The following is a 19,737-nucleotide window of genomic DNA, read 5'->3' as shown; positions in this document are numbered from 1 at the left end:
AGGAGACCACCGCTTGAACACCACACCCCGGCTTCCCGCTCCGCTGGGAAAGGGCGACCGGATCGGCATCGTCACCCTCTCCGCCCCCGAACCTGCTGCCGACCCGGCCGCCTTCGAGCGCGGGGTCGCCGCGCTCACGGCCCGAGGGTTCGAGCCGGTCCTCGGCGCCCACGCCTTGGGCCGATCCGGGTATCGGGCCGGCAGCACCACCGACCTCCTGGACGATTTCCACGCCATGATCGCCGACGACACGATCGCGGCGGTGGTGTGCGCGGGCGGCGGCAAGAACGCCAACCGGCTCCTGTCCGGCCTGGACTACCCGCTCATTGCCGCGCACCCGAAGGCGATCGTCGGGGTCAGCGACCCCAGCCTCCTCCTGAACGCGATCACCGCCCGCACCGGGCTCGTGACCTTTCACGGCCCGTCGATCATGTGGGACTGGGCGCAGGACGGGCCTGCCGAGACCTTCGAGCACTTCACCGCGGTGCTGTCCGGACGGCCCGACGCGGCCCGGATCGACGCACCCCTGACCTGGACGCGGGCTGGCGTGGCCGAAGGCCACCTGGTGGCCGGCTGCTTGTCCTCGCTGCGGTGCCTGCTCGGCACCCCGTGGGAGCCGCTCTGGGATGGCGCGCTCCTGGTGATCGAGGACGCCTTCAAGCCCACCGATCTCCTCGACCAGGCCCTGACCCACTTCCAGGACTGCGGCGTCCTGGACCGGATCGCCGGACTGATCGTCGGGGAGAGCGTGGGCTGCGAGCCCACGGCGGGGATCACGGTCGCGCAGATGGTCGACGAGGTGTGCCAGGACTACGGGTGGCCTCTGGCCCACGGGCTTCCGTACGGGCACACCCCACTCAAGGTCACTCTGCCCATCGGCGCAACAGCCCGCCTGGACGCGGCCGCCGAGCACCCGCTCACGCTCACGTCCCCATGGACCGCTACCCGACAGGAGTCGCGATGACCACCAGCGTCCGAAGGAACTCCCGCAGGAGGCCGTGGTGATGCTGGAGAAGGACCCCAAGGCGTTCCCGCCCGCGCCTCCGGCGTCGCTGGATGATGCGCGTGCGGTGCTGGAGACCGACTGGTCGGCGTTCACCCGCATCGGCCGTATGAGCGACCACTGGGACCGGCCCGGATGGACGGCCGGTCACCGCGCCTACTACTGGATGGTGACCTTCGCCGGCGCCAACGGGCTGGTCGATGAGGCACTCTCCTGCCAGAACGCCCTGGCCGAGCTCGCAATGGACCCGGTGCCTGCGGACGGTCTCCACATCACCATGGCCAAGATCGGGAACCGTGCCCAGGTCACCGGCCCCCAGCTGGGTGCTCTGGCCGGGGCCGTGCGCGGCACTCTCGGCCGCCCTTTCCGGCTGCTGGCCCATCCGATGGCCGGGTCACGGGGCGCGATCCGGTTCACGCTCACGCCGTGGACGGAGCTGGTGGCGCTGCATGCGGCCCTGACGCAGGCCGGAGCAAGGGCAGGGGTGCCGGGAGGCCGAGGAACGCCTCTCTTCCGTCCTCACCTTGGCATTCTCTACAACAACCGTGACCGCGAGGCCGCCACTCCCATCCAGGCTGTTGCCGCACTGCGTAGCCGTTCACCCGTCGAGCTGACGGTGAACGCGGTGCAGCTGGTCGAGCTCCGCCGGGACGCACGCGCATACAGGTGGGAAACCCTGCACGAGCTCGCGCTGGACGGTGCTGTGCAGTCGTAGCCGGGGAGCCGGTCACGCGCCGACTTCGCGCCCGCAAGGCGCGAGCTCGACCTGTCCGGCCGCGGCCCGATCCAGCCTGCGAGCGCCCGCCTCACGGTCTACGGACGCAGACCCAGTCCCCACCATCGCCCATGCCCACAGCCAAGAAGCCTTGGACCAGACGGCCCGCGGTCCGAAACGACCCGGCACACCATCCACAAGGGATTTCCCAAGGACCGGCCCCGCACCATCGGGTTCAGGCCAACCTCGCGTCCGCGCCGGCCTGGGAAGCCGGCGGCAGCCGGAAACGATCAGCGGCCATGAGAAGGGCCTGAGCGTCGCAAGGTCGGCCAGATCGCGCTGCTCCTCCCACCGGCCTGCGCTGTACTCACTGCCTCCACCTCATTCGCTCAGAAACCGCCACCTCCGCAACCCGAGGAGGCGGCCTCCAACACGCCCTCCCGGAGGACCCCATGCATCCCGCCCAGATCCCCCTTGCACCCCGAACCGTGCCCAGGCATCCCAAGAACAGCTGCGGTACCCCGCGCGCTCTGTTCCAGCACCACGCCGACGACGCGGCCGTTCAGGACCACCGCTCACCACGACCGGATACGGGGCGAAGCGAATGACCAAACACGAGGACCCGGCACCGCAGGACGCGGCGGCGCAGAGCGTCTCGGACTCCGAGCGGCTGCTGTTCGGCGGGGAGCTCGCCTACGACGTCGGCTGGGACCAGCACGAGGGTGCCTGGCTGAAGCTGGGCCTGTGGACCATGGCCAAGGCCCTGCCCAGCATGGCCGCCACCGGCCTGAAGCTCGCCCACCTCGCGGACGCACGCGCCCTTCGCGTGGTGCTCGGCGCCGAGGTCGGACGCGGCATCACCCAGGCTGTCGGGCTGGTCGCGGTCAACAGCGTCCTGGGCCACATTCTGGCCGGCGGTACGACGAACGACCGCCTGGCCCGGGCCGTGCCGGCACTCGTGGTGGTCGCGCTGACCGCGCTGCTGGGCTCGCTCCTGCGGTCCGCGGCGACGGCGGCGACCGGTGAGCTGGAGCCGAAGGTGCAGCGAGTCGCAACGGAGCGCTACCTGGGGCTGGTCCACCAGGTCGAGCTCTCGGCGATCGAGGACGACGAATTCCACCGCCTCCTGGATGCCGCCCGCTACGGCGCCGACTCCGCCCGCCGGATGATCCGCTACTGCACCAACACCCTCAACTCGGGGATCTCGCTGATCGCGGCGGCAGGCGTGCTGACCGTGTTGCACATCGCGCTCCTGCCTCTGCTGGTCCTGATGACGCTGCCGAGCGCCTGGAGTTCGCTGACGATCTCCAAGCAGCGCTACATCTCCTTCCACACCTTCGTGCAGCACGCGCGGGCCGGACACCTCCTGGGCCAGCTGCTGACCCAGCGCGAAGCCGCCGCCGAGGTCCGGGTCCACGGCGTCGGTCCCTTCCTTCTGGAGCACTTTAGGGAGATGGCCGAGACCAGCGAGCGCGAGCAGACCCGGCTCGCACGCAACGCGGCCCGGATCGGACTGATCGCCGACGCAGGATCCGGCGCCGCGACCCTGCTCACGTACGGCGCACTCGGACTGCTGCTGTGGAGCGGACGGATGGACCTCGCCGTCGCCGGCACCGCGGTCCTCGCCATCCGCACCGGCGCCGCCAGCCTCGACGGACTCGTCCTACAGATGGCAGATTTGCACCAAGAGTCACTCTTCGTAGCGGATTTCGATCGCCTCTGTGTGGAGGCGAAGGCGCGGGCGATCCCGGCGACCGGCGAGGACCTTCCCGAGACCGTGCGGGAAGTCCGCTTCGAGAAGGTCACCTTCACCTACCCGGGCAGCAGCGGCGAAGTGCTGGAGCCGACCCTGCGGGAAGTGTCCCTGTCCTTCCCCATGGGTAAGGTCATCGCCCTCGTCGGGGCCAACGGTTCAGGCAAGTCCACGTTGATCAAGCTCCTGGCCGGCCTGCACCTGCCCGACGAGGGCGGCGGCACGATCTGGTGGGACGGCGTCGACGCCGCCAAGGCCGACCGCAATCAGATCTTCGCCCGCATCGCCCTGATGTCGCAGAGCTTCTTCAGGTGGCCGTTTACGGTGAGGGTCAATATCGGCATCGGCAGGCCCGACCAGCCCATTGAGGACCAGGCGGTGCACGAGGCGGCGGCCTTCTCCGGCGCCAGCCGCTTCATCGACGCCCTGCACCGCGGCCTCGGCACGCTCCTCGGGCGTGGCTACAAGGGAGGCAAGGACGCCTCCGGTGGGGAATGGCAGATGCTGGGCATCGCCCGCGCTGTGTACAGGCACGCAAAAATCCTGGTGGTCGACGAGCCGACCAGTGCCCTCGACGCGGTTGCTGAGCAGCGGGTATTTGATCAGATCCGTGCGCTGGCGGCGGAGACGGGTCAGACGATCGTGCTCATCACTCACCGTCTCCATTCGGTGCGCCACGCGGATGTCATTCACGTCATGAAGGACGGCCAGGTCGCCGAGTCGGGCAGTTTCTCGGAGCTGATGGACCAGGCCACCAGTACCGGAGACTTCCGAACCGCGTACCTCGTACAGGCCTCCGCGTTCACCGACAGCTTGCCCGCCCAGCGTGATGCCACCACCGACACCAAGACCGACGGCCGGGGGTGACCACGCTGACGGACAGGTCCTGGGCGCGCACTCGCCCCGGTGTCCGCAGCGGTTCGCCCCGGCCCTGGCTGGTGCCCTGGCGGATCACGCGGCGGCTGCCGCGTCCGAACCTGTCACCGCCGTGACCATCAGGTACTTCAAGGAGGCCATCTCGTGGGAGCTTTGACAGCCGACTGCCCGCAGTTCCGGGAGATCACGTTCGTGATCATCGACTTTGAGGGGACCACGCCCCGCGGGTATCCGCCCCAGCCAATCGAGGTCGCGGCCCTCGCCTTGTCCTTCCGGGCCGCGGGAGCGTGGGAGCGGACCGGGCGTTCGAGTCGCTCATGAGGCCGCCCGCGTTCGCCCCGATCACACCGCTCGGGACCTGGCAGACCGGCATCACCGTCGAGATGGTCGCGGGCGCGCCCGCAGCCGGCGAGGCACTCGCAGCGCTGGATGCCCGCTTGACGGCTGGCCCGTATCTCCTGGTCGCGCACCACGCCAGCGTCGAGAGCGGCATGATCTTCCGCCATCGCGAGGCCTGCCCCGTGCTGGCCGCCACCGATCTGATCGACACGATCCCGCTCGCCAAGTACCTCCTGCCCGACCTCAGGAACTACCGGCTCGACACGCTCCTGGCCCACTACAAGATCCCCAGGCCCGCGGACCGGCACCGGGCGATGGCCGACGTCAAGGTCACCGCCGAGGTCTTCGGCCGGCTGATCGACGACGCCGACGCCACGGGCGCCTTCAAGACCCTCAGCGCCCTGAAGGAGACCGCGGGGTGCCGGGCCAAAGCCACGGAACCCGCCCAGAGCGGACTGTTCTGACCACCCCCGGCCGCCACACGAGGAGGACCCCCGGCCCGGGACGCAGATCCGGGTCCGCCTTCCCGTATCAACAGCGGCGTTTCGGCCATCACCCCAGGGTGGCGGGACCCGCGCACGGAAAGGGTCGATGCACCCTGCACCAGGCCACGGCCCCGGCCGGATACGGAACCCTCTTCGGCTGGAACACGCACGTTCGATCAGGTGGGTGTCGTCGTTGAACCCGACATCATCAGTCCCGCGACAACAACCCCTCAGCACAAGAGCAGTTGACGCCTCACACAGCCGCGCACATCCCCTGGCGGGCCCGGCAGTTCACGCCACGCACGCAACCCTGCCTTCCCCGACACCGCCCCCGCACCGGCCCCAGTGCCGGACCGCACCGCGCTTCGCCCACCACCAATCCCCAGGAGTCCGGCATGACTGAAAACCCCGAGGAACCGCGCGGAACTGCCGCGCTCCTGGCCAACGGCGCCGGCCAGCACCTGGTCCGTCTCCGCGATGACGACAAGCCGCCGGCAGCCGGGGGCAGCCGCGCCCGGCTGAATGTCCTCGGTGTTCACCTCTACCTCGAGCGGGAGGACGGTCGGATCCTCCTCGGGCTGCGCCACCCCGACGTCGCGTTCGCAGGCCGGCACTACCACTTCTTGGCAGGGCACTGCGAGAGCGAAGGAGCGGTTGCCTGCTTGGTCCGCGAGGCGGAGGAAGAGGCCGGCCTCACCATCGACCCGGGGGACGTCGAGCTGGTGCACACCGTGCACATGGTCGACGAAGGCGGGGACGACCAGCCCCGGATCGGCCTCGTCTTCAGGGCCCGGACATGGGCGGGAGAGCCGCAGCTCCGGGAGCCGGACAAGTGTCTGGAGTGGGTGTGGGCGGACCCGGCCCAACTGCCCGAACCCGTCGTCGCGTACACGCGGACCGCGATCGAGGCGATCGGCCGCGGCGTGCCGTACTCCGAACTGGGATGGCCGGCATGAAGCCCTCCCCCGGCTCCCCGGCCGCGGCGACAGGGGGTGACGTCAGGCCTTCACTGTGGCGGCACCGCGACTTCCGCCGGTACCTGACCGGGCAGAGCGCCAGCGTGGCGGGCAGCTCGATCAGCTCCATGGCCCTGCCGGTACTGGCCGTCCTCGAACTCGACGCCACGCCCGGCCAGGTCGCCATGCTCGCGTTCCTCGGCCAGCTCCCGCCCGCGCTCCTCGCCCTGCACGCCGGGGCGCTCGCTGACCGGTACGCCAAGCGCAAGCAGATGATCACCGGTGATCTGGTCAGCGCTGCGGCGCTGGCGACGGTCCCGGTGGCCGCGGCCCTGGGGACGCTGAGTCTGGCGCAACTCATGGCCGTCGCCGCGGTGCAGGGCGCCGCGGGGGTACTGCATGACGCGGCGGCGATCAGCTTGCTGCCGGGGCTGGTCGACCGGTCGCTGATCCAGCGGAGCAACAGCCGCGTCGGCGCGCTGTTCGCGGTGGCGGCGACCGGCGGCAGCAGCCTCGGCGCCGCCCTGACCGCACTGCTCGGCCCGGCCCGGGCCCTGCTCGGCGACGTCGGCTCCTACCTGTTCAGCGCCTGGTGCACGGCCAGGATCCAGGCCCGCGAGAGCGTGCCGGCGCCGGCCGCACGGCGCCGGCTGGGGGCGGAGATCGCAGAGGGCTGGAGGTACGTTCACGGCGATCCCCGTCTTTCGGTGCTCACGTGGGTCAACGCGACGACGTCCCTGGCGCTGGCCATCCTGAACACCTTGTGGGGCCTGTACCTGCTGCGATCCTTGGCGATGCCCCCGGCCGTCTTCGGTATGGTCCTGGGCTTCGGAGCCCTCGGCGCGGCCACCGGGGCCCTGTCCGCCCCGGCCGTCGCGCGTCACGTCGGGCCCGGGCCGATGATGCTCGGCGCGCTCGCCCTCACCCCGCTGACGCAGATCCCGCTGCTGCTCGCGTCCCCCGGCACCGGCTGGGAAATCACGATCGGCGCCACCCTGTTCGTCCAGCTCGCGTGCGCCGGGGCGGCAGGAACGACCCAACGTTCGATCAGGCAGATCATCACAGACCGGAGCATGCAGGCCCGGATGCAGTCCGTGAGTACCTGCCTGACCTCCGGGGCCCGGCCACTGGGCGCACTGCTCGCCGGCGGCCTCGGCACTGCGGCCGGAGTCCGGCCCGCCCTGGTCACCGGGGCCCTGCTGCTCGTCGTGCCGCTCGTGGTCCTTGCCCGTTCGCCGCTGCGCGGCCTGCGACAGATGCCCGAAACCCCGGCCCCACCCGACGTCCCCGGCACGGTCGTACCCGCTCCCGGGCCGGCGGCAGCCACAGACGCCAGCCGGGAACGTTCGATGGACGGAGAAGCCCCATGACCCGGCCGACCAGCCGGAACACCGAACCGGCACCCACCGCCCGTGCGGCGGCAGACCTGGGCTCCGCGGCCGGCCGGGCGGAGATGGTGGCCGGCCTGGAGGATTCCGGTGACCTTACGACCGGACCGGTCCGTGACGCACTGCTCGCGCTGCCACGCGAGGTGTTGATGCCGCAGGCGTACGTGCGCCGCTCGGCCCCCGACGAGACGCCACCGCACTGGGAACTACTGGAGTGGGCGCGACCCGAGGACAGGGACGAGCTGCGGGAGCTGCTCCACAGCGGGGGCAGCGTGCCGGTCCAGCACGCCGGCGAGCCTCTCCTCGGGCGGGTCCCCGGCCCCCGGTCCGGGGGTTCGATGACCGCGATGTCGAGCACCATGGGCATGACCGCGCCCCTGCTCACCCTGCTGGACCTGAAGCCGGGCCAGCGTTTCCTGGACGTCGGCACGGGCGCCGGGGTCACCGCCGCCGTGGGGTGCTTCATCTGCGGTGACGCGGGCGTCGTCACCCTCGATATGGACCCGCACGTGGGTGATGCCGCACGAGCCCGCCTCCTCGCCCTGGGGTACCGGCCCGCCGTGGTCACCGGCGACGGGAGAGAGGGCTGGCCCGGCGGGGCGCCGTACGACAGGATCTTCGTCTCCTTCGGCCTACCCCATGTCCCGCCCGCGCTGGTGGCGCAGCTCGCGCCGGGTGGCCGCGCGCTGATGACGGTGGGCGCCACGTCGCCGTCCTGGCCCGGCCTCGCCGTCATCACCAAGACCGCGACCGGGCGGGTGCGGGCCGAGCTGCGCGCGGTGGAGTTCGGGCACCGCGCCGGCGCCGGCTTCGACCAGGTGTTCCTGTCGGCCACATTCCGCAAACGGATCGCCACCGAGGACGGCCTGCGGACGCAGGTCAGCCGCCTCGAACCGCCGGCGGTCACCGACCGGGGCTTCTGGACGGCGCTCGGCGCCCTGCGGCCCGGCCTCGTCCGTGACTTCGCCGCCGACGACCTGACCATCGGCGCACCTGCTTGCGGATCCTGGATGCGGGCGCGCCGGGCCGGACACCGCCGATGGGAGATCACGGTGGCCGGGCCCCGCGACATCTGGGAAGAGCTCCACGACGTCGCCGCCCGGTGGCGCACGGCCGGATCCCCCACCGCATACCGCCTCGAGTTCGCCGCCGACGGTACCCAGCGGGTGACCAGCCGCTGCGCGACCCTCACCTGGACTCTCCCCACCTCTTCACCCACCCCTGGAGACGACGCATGACCAGCAGTTCCGGTGAACCGGCCGCCGCCCCGGGGGAGGCGCTCTTCGGTACGACGGCCGTCGACTACTCCCGCTACCGGCCTGGCATCCCGGACGCTGCCGTGCGCCTGCTCGCCGCGACCCTGCACGGCGTGCCCGGCCCCGCCCTGCTCGACCTCGGGACCGGCACCGGTCAGGTGCCGCGCGCGCTGCTGCCCGCTCTCCCGCGACTCGCCCGCGTCGACTTGGTCGACGTCAACCCGGCCATGCTCGACCAGGCGATGTCCGACCTTCAGCCCCTCCTCGAAGGACGCACGGCCACCGCCTTCGCCGGCGCCGCCCACACCTTCACTCCCCAACAACCCGAAGTTCGTGCCGATTTGATCACCTGCTGTCGGGCCTTCCACTGGATGGACCGTCCGGCCGTCCTGGAGATGGCCGACCAGGTGGCTGCCCCGCACGCCGTCGTGGCGGTGATGGGCGACGGGAGCCTGTGGACCCACACGGCCGACTGGACGACCGCCCTGAAGGAACTGATCCAGACCTACCTGGGCGAGTCCCGGCGCGCGGGCACCACCGGCACCTACACGCAGCCGGCACGCTCCTACGAGGACGACCTCGCCGCCTCGCCGTTCAGTGACGTGCGCGAGTACCGGTTTCCGGTCACCCGGGCCTGGCGCCCTGAGAGCGTCATCGGCTACCTGCGCAGTACCAGCTTCGCCCGCCCCGACCATTTCGCAGACCGTCATCCGGCATTCGAAGCCGAGGCCCGTGACCTGCTCGCCGCGTACGCCAAGGGCGGGATCCTGCGCGAGGACGCCGTGTTCACCGTCCTGACCGCCCGCCGGCCCAAGGCCGCGTCATGAGTGGCCCGCAGCGACACCGCGAACCCGTCGACGTTCACCTCATCCTGCGCCGCGACACGGATGTGGGACCCGAGGTTCTGCTCTCCCGCCGCGCCGGCGACATCTACGCATCGGGCATGTGGCACCTCGTCTCAGGTCATATCGACGGCCCGCACGAGGACATGCGTACCGCGCTGATTCGCGAGGCCCAGGAAGAGGCCGGGATCACCATCGACCCGGCGCAGGTCCGCTACGCGCTCACCGTGCACCACCGCGGTCCAGGCGGCCGAAGCCGAATCGGAGCGTTTTTCGAGGTCAGCGCGTGGCAGGGCATCCCCGCAGTCCGCGAGCCGGCCGTGTGCGACGCCATGGGCTGGTTTTCCCTCGACGCCCTCCCGGAGCCCATAGTCGCCTACTGCAAGGCAGGGCTGGACACCTACCGGGCCGGAGAAGTGATGGCCCTCCATTTCCAGGAACCCGGGGACCCGATCGCCTACACCCCGGCTCTCGACCGCCGCCGTGCCCTTCCCTCCGCGCTCGGACCAGCCGGCCCCGTCGGACCCGAGAGTGCGGTGCGGGAGTTCGCCGAGCAGGCCGTCGGGCGAATCAGAACCTGGACGGACGTCTCCTGGACACGGGAGGCCAGCCGCGTGTGGCAGGCCGACGGCGTGGGAGGCGGCGTCTGGTTCGTCAAAATCCATCAAAACGACCGGTTCCACCAACGGGAGGTGGACGCCCTGCGCGGCTGGGTCCCCCGCCTGGGCGCGGCCGCACCCCGCCTGGTGGCAGCCGAGCCGGCGCTGCGTGCCGTCGTCATCACCGCGGTCCCGGGACACCCTCTACACGGCGCCGTCCACCCGCCGCAGGAAGAGCAGCTGATCTTCCACCGGATCGGCCGGCTCGCGGCCGCCATCCACGCCAGCGCCCCGGCCCGCCCGGCCACCGGCCCGGTACTGCCCCTGGGGAAGCTCGAGCGGCACCTGGACTCCGCGCGCCTGCTCCTCGCTCCAGGGGACGAGGAGTTCGTGAAGGCGGTGGCCGGGCGGGCCGCCGGTCTGCCGGTCCTGGCCACGGTGCCAACCCACGGGGATTTCCAGCTGAGGAATCTCCTGTGGGACCCGGTCGCCAAGACCTTGCACGTGATCGACTTCGAGCGGAGCGAGGAAGGCCCCGGTGTCCGGGACTTCGTGCGCCTGGCCGATGCCTGGCATGGCCGGCCCGATCTGTTCGAGGCCCTGATCGACGGATACGGGCGCCCACCCACCCCGGCCGAGGAGCAGTACATGGAGGTCCTGACGGTCCTGGACTCCGTGTCAGGAATCGCTTATGGCGCCGCCAACGGTGATCCGGAGCTCATCGAGCGCGGCCGACGATCCCTGGCCCGGCTTCGTGCTGCGGGACGCCCGTGAACAGCACACCATCCACCGCACCCGACCCGATGAGGAGCAGCACCGTGGCGTACGTCCACCAAGGCGAATGGGACCGGCACTTCGCCGGAGGTCAGGGATTCCGTCCCCTCGGTGATATCGAGCGTGCCCTGCTCGCCGAGCACGTCCCCGCGCCGGCCGGCGGCGGGAAGGCTCTCGATGTGGGCTGCGGAACCGGTGAACTCGCCGCCTACACGGTGTCGCTCGGCTACACCGTGGACGCCGTCGACTTCGCGGCCAGCGCCATCGACCGCGCCCGCCAGGAACACCCCGACCTAAAGGGGGTGCGGTGGATGCGGCTGGACATCGAGGACGACGATCCCGCCGACCTGGACCCAGAAGGCTACGACCTGATCACGCTCCGCCTGGTGGCCCCGTTCCTGAAGAACCGCACGGGCACCCTTCACGGGCTCGGGGCGAGGCTGCGGCCCGGCGGCGCGCTGGTCATCATCACGCCGACCACCGACCAGACCCCGGAAGACCGACGGGACATCACCCTCGCCGAAGCCGAGATCAGCGAGATTTCCGCAGGCTGGGAACAGGCCGTCCGACTGGACGCCGAAGGCCTTGCCGTTCTTGTCCTGCGGGGCGGCTGCCACGAGGACACCCGTGCGGTGGAGAAACGGCCGCCGACCGCCCACGCGCTGACCGGGGCTGTCTCCGTGGTCACCGACACCTCGGGGCGTGTCCTGTTGGGCCGCTCGACCCGCGGCATGTGGGAATTGCCCGGCGGTAAACCAACCGGGTTCGAGGATTTCGCGTCGGCCGCGGTGCGGGAACTCGAGGAGGAGACAGGCCTGCGGGCTGAGGTGTCCGACGCGCACGTGGTGACGATGCTGGTCGACGACAGCCACGGCGTGCCGCGCCTCACCGCAGTCGTCAGGGTCACTGCCGTGTCGGGAACGCTCACCAACCCAGAAGAGCGGCTCTTCGAACGCTGGGAGTGGCTCTCCCTCCACGCTCTGGCCTGTCTCGGGGACGTGTTCGCGCCGGCCGCGGCCGCACTCGATGCGATCTGGCCCGGAATCATCCCCAGCCTGCCCGCCGTGCACGCCTACCCGATCGCCGACACCCACCCGCCCGTACCCGGGGAACCCGCGGAGGCCGTCCGGCTGCGCAACAAGATGGCCGACGCGGTCATCGCCGCCGGCTGGGCACCGACCGCGTCCGTCCAGGAAGCCCTCCGTACGGTTCCCCGGCACCGGTTCACCCCGGAGACGAACCTGCCGACCGCCTACGACGACGATCTGGCGGTCGTCACCCGCCGCGACGACACCGGCCAGGCCATCAGCTCGGTGTCCGCTGCCTGGCTGCAGGCCGACATGATCGAAAGCCTCCACCTGCCGCCGGGCGCGCACGTGTACGAGGCGGGCTCCGGCGGCTACAACGCCGAGCTCCTCGCCCACGTCACAGGCCCCAACGGCAGGGTCGTCACCGGCGACATCGACCCGTACGTCGTGCACCGCACCCAGCGGTTCACGGCCGAGGCCGGCAGCGGACGGGTGACCGCCTTCCAGGGCGACGCCGCCCTCGGCGCGCCCGCCCACCTGGTACCCCGGGGCGGCTTCGACGGCATCATGATCACCTACAACGTGTGGGACATCCCGCCCCCATGGCACAGCCAGCTGGCGCAGGACCGGTACCTCGTACTGCCCCTGGAAATCCACGGGTACACGCGTGCGATCGCCTTCCAGCGCGAAGGCGATGTCCTCCACGCGAGAAAATCCACTCATTGCGGGTTCGTTCGGGCGCAAGGCTCCGACTCGCGGGCGGACCGACCCACTGCTCTCCTGGGCGGGGAACTGCTGCTGCGGTGCGAAGACGCCCGCCCGGTGGACGCCGGGGGCCTGGACGAGGCGTTGCGGGGCCCACGCCACGAGGTCGCCACCGCCGTGACCGTGCGCTCCGGCGAGTACTTCGGGTCCCTTCAGCTGTTCGCGGCCACCACTTTGCCAGCGTTCTGCCGTCTGGCGGCCACCGTGGACAAGGGCACCGGCGTCACCCAGATCGGGAAAGGCGCCGACGTGCCTGCGCTCCTCGACGGTACCTCGCTCGCCTACCTCATCTACGTCCACCGGGGTGGGGACAACCCGCAGGATGAGGAGTGGGAGTTCGTTGTCCACGCCTTCGGCGAGCAGGGCCCGCAGATCGCACGGCAGCTGGCCGCGACGGTCCAGGCCTGGGACACCGACGTGCGCGGCGCGGACGATCCGGCCCTGAGCGTCCATCCGGCAGGCACCCCCGACCACAGGCTGCCTCCCGGCGATGTCCTGGACCGCACGCACTGCAGGCTGGTGTTCCAATGGCCGGGACGCGACGCCCTCCTCCCGGCCCCCGCCCACCCGCCGGCCACGCCCGCTGTGCTCCCGGAGCCCCGGTGATCGTCTGGATCAACGGCGCGTTTGACGCCGGGAAGTCGACCCTGGCCGCAGGTCTCCACACGGCACTGTCCCAATCCGTCCTCGCCGGCCCCGAGGACCGCTCCCACCGCCGGCGCCGCACCCCCGACTACGAACACGCCGCCACCGCATGGCTGCACACCGTCGCGCACGTCATCGACACCAGCACCCTCACCCCCGGACAGACCCTCCAAGCCGCTCTCGCCCACCTCTTCCACACCAGCACCTGACCGGAGAACCGCTACCTTGACCACCCTCGCAGCCCGAACCGTCCGGCTCGGCACCCGGCCCAGCCCCATGGCCATGGAACAGACCACCCGCTTCGCCCACGCCTTCCGCTCGAAGTACCCGGACATCACCCTCGACATCTGCAAGATCACCAGCGAGGGCGACGCGCACCACGGCCCCTTGTCCCAGATCGGCGGCAAGGGCGCCTTCACCCGCCGCGCCGACGAACACCTCCTCGCCGGCCAGGTCGACGCCACCATCGCATGCGCCAAGGACCTGCCCAGCCCCCACGACCGGACACCGGGCATCACCGTGGCCGCCGTCCTGCCCCGTGAGGACGCCCGTGACGTCCTCGTACTGCCGGCCGGGCATCCGCGAGCAACCCTCGCTGAACTCCCGCCCGGCACCCGGGTCGGCACCAGCGCGCCCCGCCGCGCAGCACTCCTCCACGCCCTCTACCCCAAGCTCACGGCAGTCCCGATCCGTGGCAACGCCGATCGGCGGCTCGCCCGCCTGGACAGCGGAGAGCTCGGGGTGGACGTGATGATCGCCGCGCTCGCCGGCCTGCGCCGCCTCGGCTTCGCCGACCGGGCCGACGAGATCCTCGACCCGACGCTGTGGCTGCCTGCCGCGGGCGCCGGGGTCGTCGTCGTCGAGCACCGCGCCGGCGATGCCGCCACCGCCGAGCTCCTCGCCCCCCTCACCCACCCCGCCACACGGATCCTCCTCGACGCGGAGCGAGCCGTCCTGGCAGGGCTTGAAGGGGGATGCCTCACCGCGGCCTCCGCCCACGCCGCTCTCGAGGACGGACGCGTGACCGTTCACGCGACCGTCCTCGACCCCGCCGGCGGCCCCGCCCTCCGCACCGACTCCTCGGGCCCCGCCGACTGCGCGGCCGACGTCGGCCGCAGGGCGGCCCAGGGTCTCCTGAACGCGGGCGCGGCCCGCCTCCTCGCCGTCACCCCCGAATAGACCGAACAAGAACAGGCGGGACCGCGACCCTCAGGATCCCGGCCCCGCCTGCTCTCCCCAACCATGGAGAAGGTGATGGAGCAACCTTTCGCACCGCCCCGGGCTCCCCAGGAGCAGCATCGGATGAGGCAAGCCCACCGGTCGGCGGCGCAGGCATTCCTCATGCCCGCGGCATCCGGGCCCGAGTCCTGGGGGTGGCAGGGCCGTACCATCAGCCGCCGAGCGGGCGACCGGTGGCTGCGTGTGGTCTCCCAGCCTCTGAACAAACCCGCCGGCAGGCTGTGGGACGGCGCGGCGGCCGCCGACGCGAGCCTGCCGCGGACCATCCCCAGGCCGAGGCTCCTGGACATCATCGACTGGACCGCGGGCGGCCACCGCTACCGGGCCGAGCTGTCCGAGCTCGTGCCCTGGCCGGTCCTCCAACGCGGCGGGCCCGTCCTGGAGCGCGAGGCCGACCTGCCGGACGGGTGGTGGGCTGAGCTCCGAGCCGCCCTGACGACCCTGGCAACGGTCTCAACCGACCGGGTCTCCGTCCGGCAAGGGTGGATCGACCGGAATTTCGCCACCTACCTCGGCATCCCCCCGATCCAGATCACCGCGTGGGTGACCGGTCACGCAGACCTCCACTGGGCGAACCTGTGCGCAGACCATCTGGCCGTCTTGGACTGGGAGTCCTGGGGCGCCGTCCCCGCCGGCTACGACACCGGCCTCCTTCACGCGTACAGCTTGACCGTCCCCGTCACCGCTGCCCGGATCCGCCGCACTTTCGCCCACATCCTCGACACCCCGGCCGGTAGGGCTGGGGAGCTGGTCGCTCTCGCACAGCTGCTCCAAGTCGCCGCTCGCGGAGGACACCCCGAACTCGCTCCCCATCTGGCTCGCCGCGCTGAGCAGCTGACCGGCGCACCCGTCCCATCCAGCCCATCTTGAACACCACTACGGACTTGGTCAGTTGGCAGTGCCGAGAGCCCATCCTGAGGAGGAATGCGTGCTACGGCCCCGCATCGACGTCGTACTGCTCACCATGAACGACCGACCCGAAGAAGAGACCGCCGCCCAGGCCACCCTCCTCGCGCAGACAGGAGTCGACCTGCGGATCTGCGTGGTCGGCAACGGCTGCACCCCGGAGATCGTCCCCGCCGGAGCCCTGACGGTCACCCTGGAGGAGAACCTGGGCATCCCCGGCGGCCGCAACGCGGGCGCCCGCGCCCTCGCGGAGGCCGGTCGGGCAGGCGAGTACCTGTTCTTCCTCGACAACGACGCGACGTTCCCCACCGACGATGTCCTCGCCCGCCTCGTCACCGCGGCAGAGCACCACCCCGAGGCGGGCTACGTCCAACCGCGCCTCACCGGCCCGGACGACACCACCACGCCACGGCGCTGGGTCCCGCGCCTGCGCACCAGTGACCCTGGTCGCCCGGGCACGATCACCACCATGACGGAAGGGGTAGTCCTGATCCGCCGCGCAGCCTTCGACGCGGCCGGCGGCTGGGCGGACCCCTTCTTTCTGTTCCATGAAGGCCTTGACCTCGCACAACGCATCTGGGCCCGGGGCGCCACCGGCTGGTACGCGGCCGGCATCCGCATGCACCATCCCCTCACCAGCCCCACCCGCCACGCCCTCTTCCACCGGCTCGCCGCCCGCAACCGCGTCTGGGTGGCGTACCGCAACCTGCCCGCCCCCTTGATCCCCCCGTACCTCGTGCTGTGGATGACGGCCACCGCGATCCGGGCCGTTCGAGCCGGTGGGGCCCGAGAGTCCCTGCGCGGGTTCCGCGAAGGGTGGGCCGGCCGCCACGAGCAGGATCGCCAACCCATGAGCTGGCGCACCGTACTCCGCCTCACCGCCGCGGGACGCCCACCGATCATCTGACGCCCGCCAGCCACCATCGCACCCCGCCAACGAACTGGGAGAACCTTGTGCCGCTACCGAACCTGCTCGCCGTCTTCGCCCACCCCGACGACGAGTCCCTCCTGGCCGGCGGAGTCCTCGCGCAGCACGCCGCCGCGGACGCGGCGACCGCCGTGGTCACCGCCACCTGGGCCCCCGACAGCCACCGGGCCGGCGAACTCGCTGACGCCCTGGCCATCCTGGAGGCCGGGAAGCCACGGATGCTCGGCTTCGCAGACGCCCGCATCCCCGACTCCGCGCCCGGCCGGCCCCGGCTGTGCGACGCCCCGCTGGATGAGGTGGTGGGGCGCATCGTCGAGCACATCCGCGCTGTGCAGCCTCAACTCGTTGTCACCCACGACGCCTACGGCCAGCTGACCGGTCATCCCGATCACATCCGCACTCATCAGGCCACCGTCCTCGCGTTCCACGCCGCAGGCCTCGAACACCGCTACCCGGATGCTGGAGCCCCGTGGCAGCCCGAGACCCTGTACGCGGCCACTCACCCGCACTCGGGGGTGGGCGAGCTGGGCCCGCTCCTGGCACGGGTGGGGAAGAAGGTGTTGAGCGTCCCGGACGAGCACATCACCGCGACGGTCGACGTGAGCGGTTGGCTCGAGCAGAAGTGGGCGGCGATCCTCGCGCACCGCGGCGAGGTCGCGCGCGAACGGCCCCTGCCCGGCATCCTTGCCCGCCTCCCCGAAGCCGACCGCAACCGGATCATCCAGACCGAGCACTTCACCCGCCTCACCCCCGGCCGCACGAAAGGCGACCCAGCCCAGTTGATCATCTGACGCCCCGGCCCCGCGCCAGCCACCCCTTCACCGCCCACGAGCAAGCACTCACCAATCGGAGAGAGATGACTACGACTTCTGAGCCCGACGAACTTCCCAGTGTGGCGATGACCGAGGAGGCGTACGGGGCGCTGCGCGCCTCGGCCGCCCTGTGGGCCGGAACTTCCGTGCTGATCACCAACCAGCGAGGGCAGGTCTTGATCCAGCGCGTCACCTACCGGCCCACCCGCCTGCTGCCCGGCGGCGCCGTCGACAAAGGCGAGTCCCCCGCCCAGGGCGCTGCCCGCGAACTGAAGGAGGAACTCGGCGTCACGGCGACCGTCACCCGCGGGCTGGCTGTCGACTGGGTCTCCCCCGCCGGCCGCACAGCGTCCCCCGCAGTGAAGTTCCCCGGCGAGCTCCTGCACGTCTTCGACGGCGGCGTCTGGGACGAGGGCCAGATCGCGGCGATCCGGCCCGCACCGGGCGAGATCGAGGCCGTCGAGTTCGTCGAACCCGCTGACCTGCCCGCTCTGATGGCTCCGGGCGACGCCCGCCGCGCCCTGTCCGCGCTCCGCGCCCGCATCAGCGGCGCCGGTCCCGCGTTCCTTGAGGACGGGCTTCCGGTCGACCCCACCGCCCTTGACCGGGTCGGCGTCCTGCGCACCGCCCGAGCCTGTCACCACTTCCCCTTCCACCCCGGCCCCGTCCCCGAAGGCCTCACGGTCCGCCAGTCCTGGGCGTGGGCCTTCGCCCCGGACGGGCGTGTCTTGGTGCTCCTCGAACCCGACACCGGCGCAGCCTGCCTGCCCGGCGGCACTCCGGAACCCGCGGACCACGCCGACCCCGAGACCACGTTGATCCGTGAAGCCCGCGAGGAAGCCGCCGCCGAGCTGGCCGGCACCCGGTATCTCGGGTACCTGTCCGACCCCGACGAACCCTGTGCGCGCGTCCGCTACGCCGCCGCCCTCACGAGCCTCGGCCCGGCCCCTGTCGATCCGGCCACCGGTCGCACCTACACCCGGATCCTCGCCACCCCGGAGCAGGCCCTGGAACTCTTCGACTGGGGGCCATCCGCGGCCGAGCAGCTCCAGGCGGTCCACCAGGCCCGCGTCCTCCTCGGCCTTCCCCAGGCCGGTCGCCAGCCTGTCACCGAACTCAGCGCCCCCACCACCTGGTAGCTCAGCCCCGCCCGAAGCGAAACCAGCCGAATCGAGGACGCCATGTCCGACGCCGTTCCCTCGGCCGACCAGCCGCTCAGGAAGAGACCCCCCCCCATCGGGGCACCGTTTCCGGCCAGCGCGGCCGACAGCACCACCGCCCCGCCGGGCGAGGAGACACGGCCCACGAGGCGTGCGGGTCCGCACGCTGCCGACGAATCAAGGAGCCCTGGTGAACACGACCCCGCAGGATGCCGTCGGTCCACTCATCTTGATGAGCGACCCGCGCGTGGCCGCCATCCCCGTCGTGGACTGCGGCGAGCCGCTCGTCAACGTCCGCGGGAACCTGCTGGTCGACGACCGCAGGTCCGACCCGGCGGGCGCCTTCGCTCAACTCCGCCAGGGAGTTCTCGACCGGCTCCTTCACGCCCAGTCGCTCCTGCCCGCCGGCCTGCGCCTGCTGTTCATCGAGGGCTACCGCCCGCCTGACCTGCAACGGCGCTACTTCGAGGAGTACGCGGACGAGCTGCGCGCCGCCAACCCGACCTGGACACAGGACCAGGTACACGAGGCCGCCAGCCGGTACGTGTCCCCGCCGGAGATCGCGCCTCACAGCGCCGGCGCCGCCGTCGACCTCACCTTGGTGAACGCCGACGGGATCGAGCTGGACATGGGCACACGCGTGAACGCCAGCCCTGAGGAGTCCGACGGCGCCTGCTACACGCACGCGGCCTCGATCAGCAGCCAGGCGCGGATGAACCGGGCCACTCTGGCCGCCGCTCTGACCGCTGCCGGCCTCGTGAACTACGCGACGGAGTGGTGGCACTGGAGCCGCGGCGACCGGTACTGGGCGCTGATGACGAACCAGCCGTCCGCCCTGTACGCCCGACACCCCTGACCGCCAAAGAGCCCCCATCAGGAGTTCCCATGAGCACCATACGCATTGCCACCTTCAACACCCTGTTCGGCGGCCACACCGACTTCGGCTTCGGCCCGGCAGACCGATGGGACGGGCAGATCGAGTTTCTGCGCACGCTGCGCCCGGACATTCTGGCGCTCCAGGAGTGCAACTTCTGGGACCAGCTCGGCGGGCGGCGCCTGCACCGCATGGTGAACGACGTCGGTCTGGCGCAGGGCCTTCTCGCCGATGCCAACCCGACGACGGCAGGACACCACTTCCACTCGGCGATCCTCCTCAGCGACCGGATCCGGGTCCATTCAGCTGGCTCCGATCGCACCCGCTACCACCACGTCATGGGCTGGGCCCACCTGATCCTGCCGGGCATCGAGCAGCTGCTGGAGGTGCGCAA

The 19,737-nt window shown here is 71.3% G+C and carries 18 protein-coding genes; 17 read left to right on the top strand and 1 reads right to left on the bottom strand.

What is annotated here, in order from left to right:
* The first annotated feature begins 13 nt into the window (after positions 1 to 13).
* The 17 genes from OG509_RS32875 (at position 14) to OG509_RS32795 (ending at position 19,325) form a co-directional block, all read left to right on the top strand.
* Positions 14 to 964, top strand: a complete 951-nt coding sequence (locus OG509_RS32875; protein WP_406186251.1) for an LD-carboxypeptidase — start codon at positions 14 to 16, stop codon at positions 962 to 964.
* Between the two features lie 40 nt (positions 965 to 1,004).
* Positions 1,005 to 1,718 (top strand): 2'-5' RNA ligase family protein, encoded by a 714-nt coding sequence (locus OG509_RS32870; RefSeq protein ID WP_406186250.1) that lies wholly within the window; start codon positions 1,005 to 1,007, stop codon positions 1,716 to 1,718.
* Positions 1,719 to 2,322: 604 nt separating this feature from the next.
* A complete protein-coding gene (locus OG509_RS32865) occupies positions 2,323 to 4,338 on the top strand; it encodes an ABC transporter ATP-binding protein (protein WP_406186249.1) in 2,016 nt (671 codons plus the stop codon).
* 326 nt (positions 4,339 to 4,664) lie between these two features.
* Positions 4,665 to 5,150: a PolC-type DNA polymerase III gene (locus tag OG509_RS32860; RefSeq protein WP_406186248.1), complete on the top strand. Its 486-nt coding sequence runs from the start codon at positions 4,665 to 4,667 to the stop codon at positions 5,148 to 5,150.
* Between the two features lie 416 nt (positions 5,151 to 5,566).
* Entirely contained in the window at positions 5,567 to 6,127 is a 561-nt protein-coding gene (locus OG509_RS32855; protein WP_406186247.1) for an NUDIX domain-containing protein, read from the top strand.
* Positions 6,124 to 7,497, top strand: coding sequence for an MFS transporter (locus OG509_RS32850; RefSeq protein WP_406186246.1), 1,374 nt, complete (start codon positions 6,124 to 6,126; stop codon positions 7,495 to 7,497). Before OG509_RS32855 ends, OG509_RS32850 begins: the two co-directional genes overlap by 4 nt.
* The gene (locus tag OG509_RS32845; protein WP_406186245.1) at positions 7,494 to 8,753 is read left to right on the top strand and encodes a protein-L-isoaspartate O-methyltransferase; all 1,260 of its coding nucleotides are present in this window, start codon (positions 7,494 to 7,496) and stop codon (positions 8,751 to 8,753) included. The genes OG509_RS32850 and OG509_RS32845 overlap by 4 nt, the downstream gene beginning before the upstream one ends.
* Positions 8,750 to 9,598 (top strand): class I SAM-dependent methyltransferase, encoded by an 849-nt coding sequence (locus OG509_RS32840; protein WP_406186244.1) that lies wholly within the window; start codon positions 8,750 to 8,752, stop codon positions 9,596 to 9,598. The genes OG509_RS32845 and OG509_RS32840 overlap by 4 nt, the downstream gene beginning before the upstream one ends.
* On the top strand, positions 9,595 to 10,986 hold the full coding sequence (locus OG509_RS32835) for a phosphotransferase (protein ID WP_399543258.1): 1,392 nt from the start codon (positions 9,595 to 9,597) through the stop codon (positions 10,984 to 10,986). Before OG509_RS32840 ends, OG509_RS32835 begins: the two co-directional genes overlap by 4 nt.
* Positions 10,987 to 11,030: 44 nt before the next feature.
* Positions 11,031 to 13,385, top strand: a complete 2,355-nt coding sequence (fxlM, locus tag OG509_RS32830; protein ID WP_406186243.1) for a methyltransferase, FxLD system — start codon at positions 11,031 to 11,033, stop codon at positions 13,383 to 13,385.
* Positions 13,382 to 13,633: a hypothetical protein gene (locus OG509_RS32825; protein ID WP_406186242.1), complete on the top strand. Its 252-nt coding sequence runs from the start codon at positions 13,382 to 13,384 to the stop codon at positions 13,631 to 13,633. The genes fxlM and OG509_RS32825 overlap by 4 nt, the downstream gene beginning before the upstream one ends.
* A 16-nt stretch (positions 13,634 to 13,649) precedes the next feature.
* Positions 13,650 to 14,603, top strand: a complete 954-nt coding sequence (gene hemC, locus OG509_RS32820; protein ID WP_406186241.1) for a hydroxymethylbilane synthase — start codon at positions 13,650 to 13,652, stop codon at positions 14,601 to 14,603.
* A 123-nt stretch (positions 14,604 to 14,726) separates the two neighbouring features.
* Positions 14,727 to 15,533 (top strand): hypothetical protein, encoded by an 807-nt coding sequence (locus OG509_RS32815; RefSeq protein WP_406186240.1) that lies wholly within the window; start codon positions 14,727 to 14,729, stop codon positions 15,531 to 15,533.
* A gap of 58 nt (positions 15,534 to 15,591) precedes the next feature.
* Positions 15,592 to 16,476 carry a glycosyltransferase family 2 protein gene (locus tag OG509_RS32810; protein WP_406186239.1) on the top strand — a complete coding sequence of 295 codons (885 nt, stop codon included), beginning with the start codon at positions 15,592 to 15,594 and terminating at the stop codon, positions 16,474 to 16,476.
* A 47-nt stretch (positions 16,477 to 16,523) separates the two neighbouring features.
* Positions 16,524 to 17,288 carry a PIG-L deacetylase family protein gene (locus OG509_RS32805; RefSeq protein WP_406186238.1) on the top strand — a complete coding sequence of 255 codons (765 nt, stop codon included), beginning with the start codon at positions 16,524 to 16,526 and terminating at the stop codon, positions 17,286 to 17,288.
* A gap of 65 nt (positions 17,289 to 17,353) precedes the next feature.
* On the top strand, positions 17,354 to 18,448 hold the full coding sequence (locus OG509_RS32800) for an NUDIX domain-containing protein (protein ID WP_406186237.1): 1,095 nt from the start codon (positions 17,354 to 17,356) through the stop codon (positions 18,446 to 18,448).
* A gap of 253 nt (positions 18,449 to 18,701) precedes the next feature.
* Complete coding sequence (locus OG509_RS32795) at positions 18,702 to 19,325, top strand: M15 family metallopeptidase (protein ID WP_406186236.1); 624 nt, start codon at positions 18,702 to 18,704, stop codon at positions 19,323 to 19,325.
* A 17-nt stretch (positions 19,326 to 19,342) separates the two neighbouring features.
* Here the strand turns inward: OG509_RS32795 and OG509_RS32790 are convergent, their stop codons facing one another.
* The gene (locus OG509_RS32790; protein ID WP_406186235.1) at positions 19,343 to 19,609 is read right to left on the bottom strand and encodes a hypothetical protein; all 267 of its coding nucleotides are present in this window, start codon (positions 19,607 to 19,609) and stop codon (positions 19,343 to 19,345) included.
* Positions 19,610 to 19,737 lie beyond the last annotated feature (128 nt).

It is taken from the genome of Streptomyces sp. NBC_01006, from assembly GCF_045162725.1.
In the GTDB taxonomy this organism is placed as follows: Bacteria; Actinomycetota; Actinomycetes; order Streptomycetales; family Streptomycetaceae; genus Streptomyces.
This window is presented reverse-complemented; position numbering and strand designations above follow the sequence as displayed.

Bases quoted from the DNA above. Each gene is read 5' to 3' on its own strand.
- OG509_RS32855 (WP_406186247.1), top strand. From the start codon at position 5,567: ATGACTGAAAACCCCGAGGAACCGCGCGGAACTGCCGCGCTCCTGGCC.
- OG509_RS32840 (WP_406186244.1), top strand. From the start codon at position 8,750: ATGACCAGCAGTTCCGGTGAACCGGCCGCCGCCCCGGGGGAGGCGCTC.
- OG509_RS32865 (WP_406186249.1), top strand. From the start codon at position 2,323: ATGACCAAACACGAGGACCCGGCACCGCAGGACGCGGCGGCGCAGAGC.
- OG509_RS32795 (WP_406186236.1), top strand. From the start codon at position 18,702: ATGAGCGACCCGCGCGTGGCCGCCATCCCCGTCGTGGACTGCGGCGAG.
- OG509_RS32815 (WP_406186240.1), top strand. From the start codon at position 14,727: ATGAGGCAAGCCCACCGGTCGGCGGCGCAGGCATTCCTCATGCCCGCG.
- OG509_RS32800 (WP_406186237.1), top strand. From the start codon at position 17,354: ATGACTACGACTTCTGAGCCCGACGAACTTCCCAGTGTGGCGATGACC.
- OG509_RS32870 (WP_406186250.1), top strand. From the start codon at position 1,005: ATGCTGGAGAAGGACCCCAAGGCGTTCCCGCCCGCGCCTCCGGCGTCG.
- OG509_RS32845 (WP_406186245.1), top strand. From the start codon at position 7,494: ATGACCCGGCCGACCAGCCGGAACACCGAACCGGCACCCACCGCCCGT.
- OG509_RS32835 (WP_399543258.1), top strand. From the start codon at position 9,595: ATGAGTGGCCCGCAGCGACACCGCGAACCCGTCGACGTTCACCTCATC.
- OG509_RS32860 (WP_406186248.1), top strand. From the start codon at position 4,665: ATGAGGCCGCCCGCGTTCGCCCCGATCACACCGCTCGGGACCTGGCAG.
- OG509_RS32850 (WP_406186246.1), top strand. From the start codon at position 6,124: ATGAAGCCCTCCCCCGGCTCCCCGGCCGCGGCGACAGGGGGTGACGTC.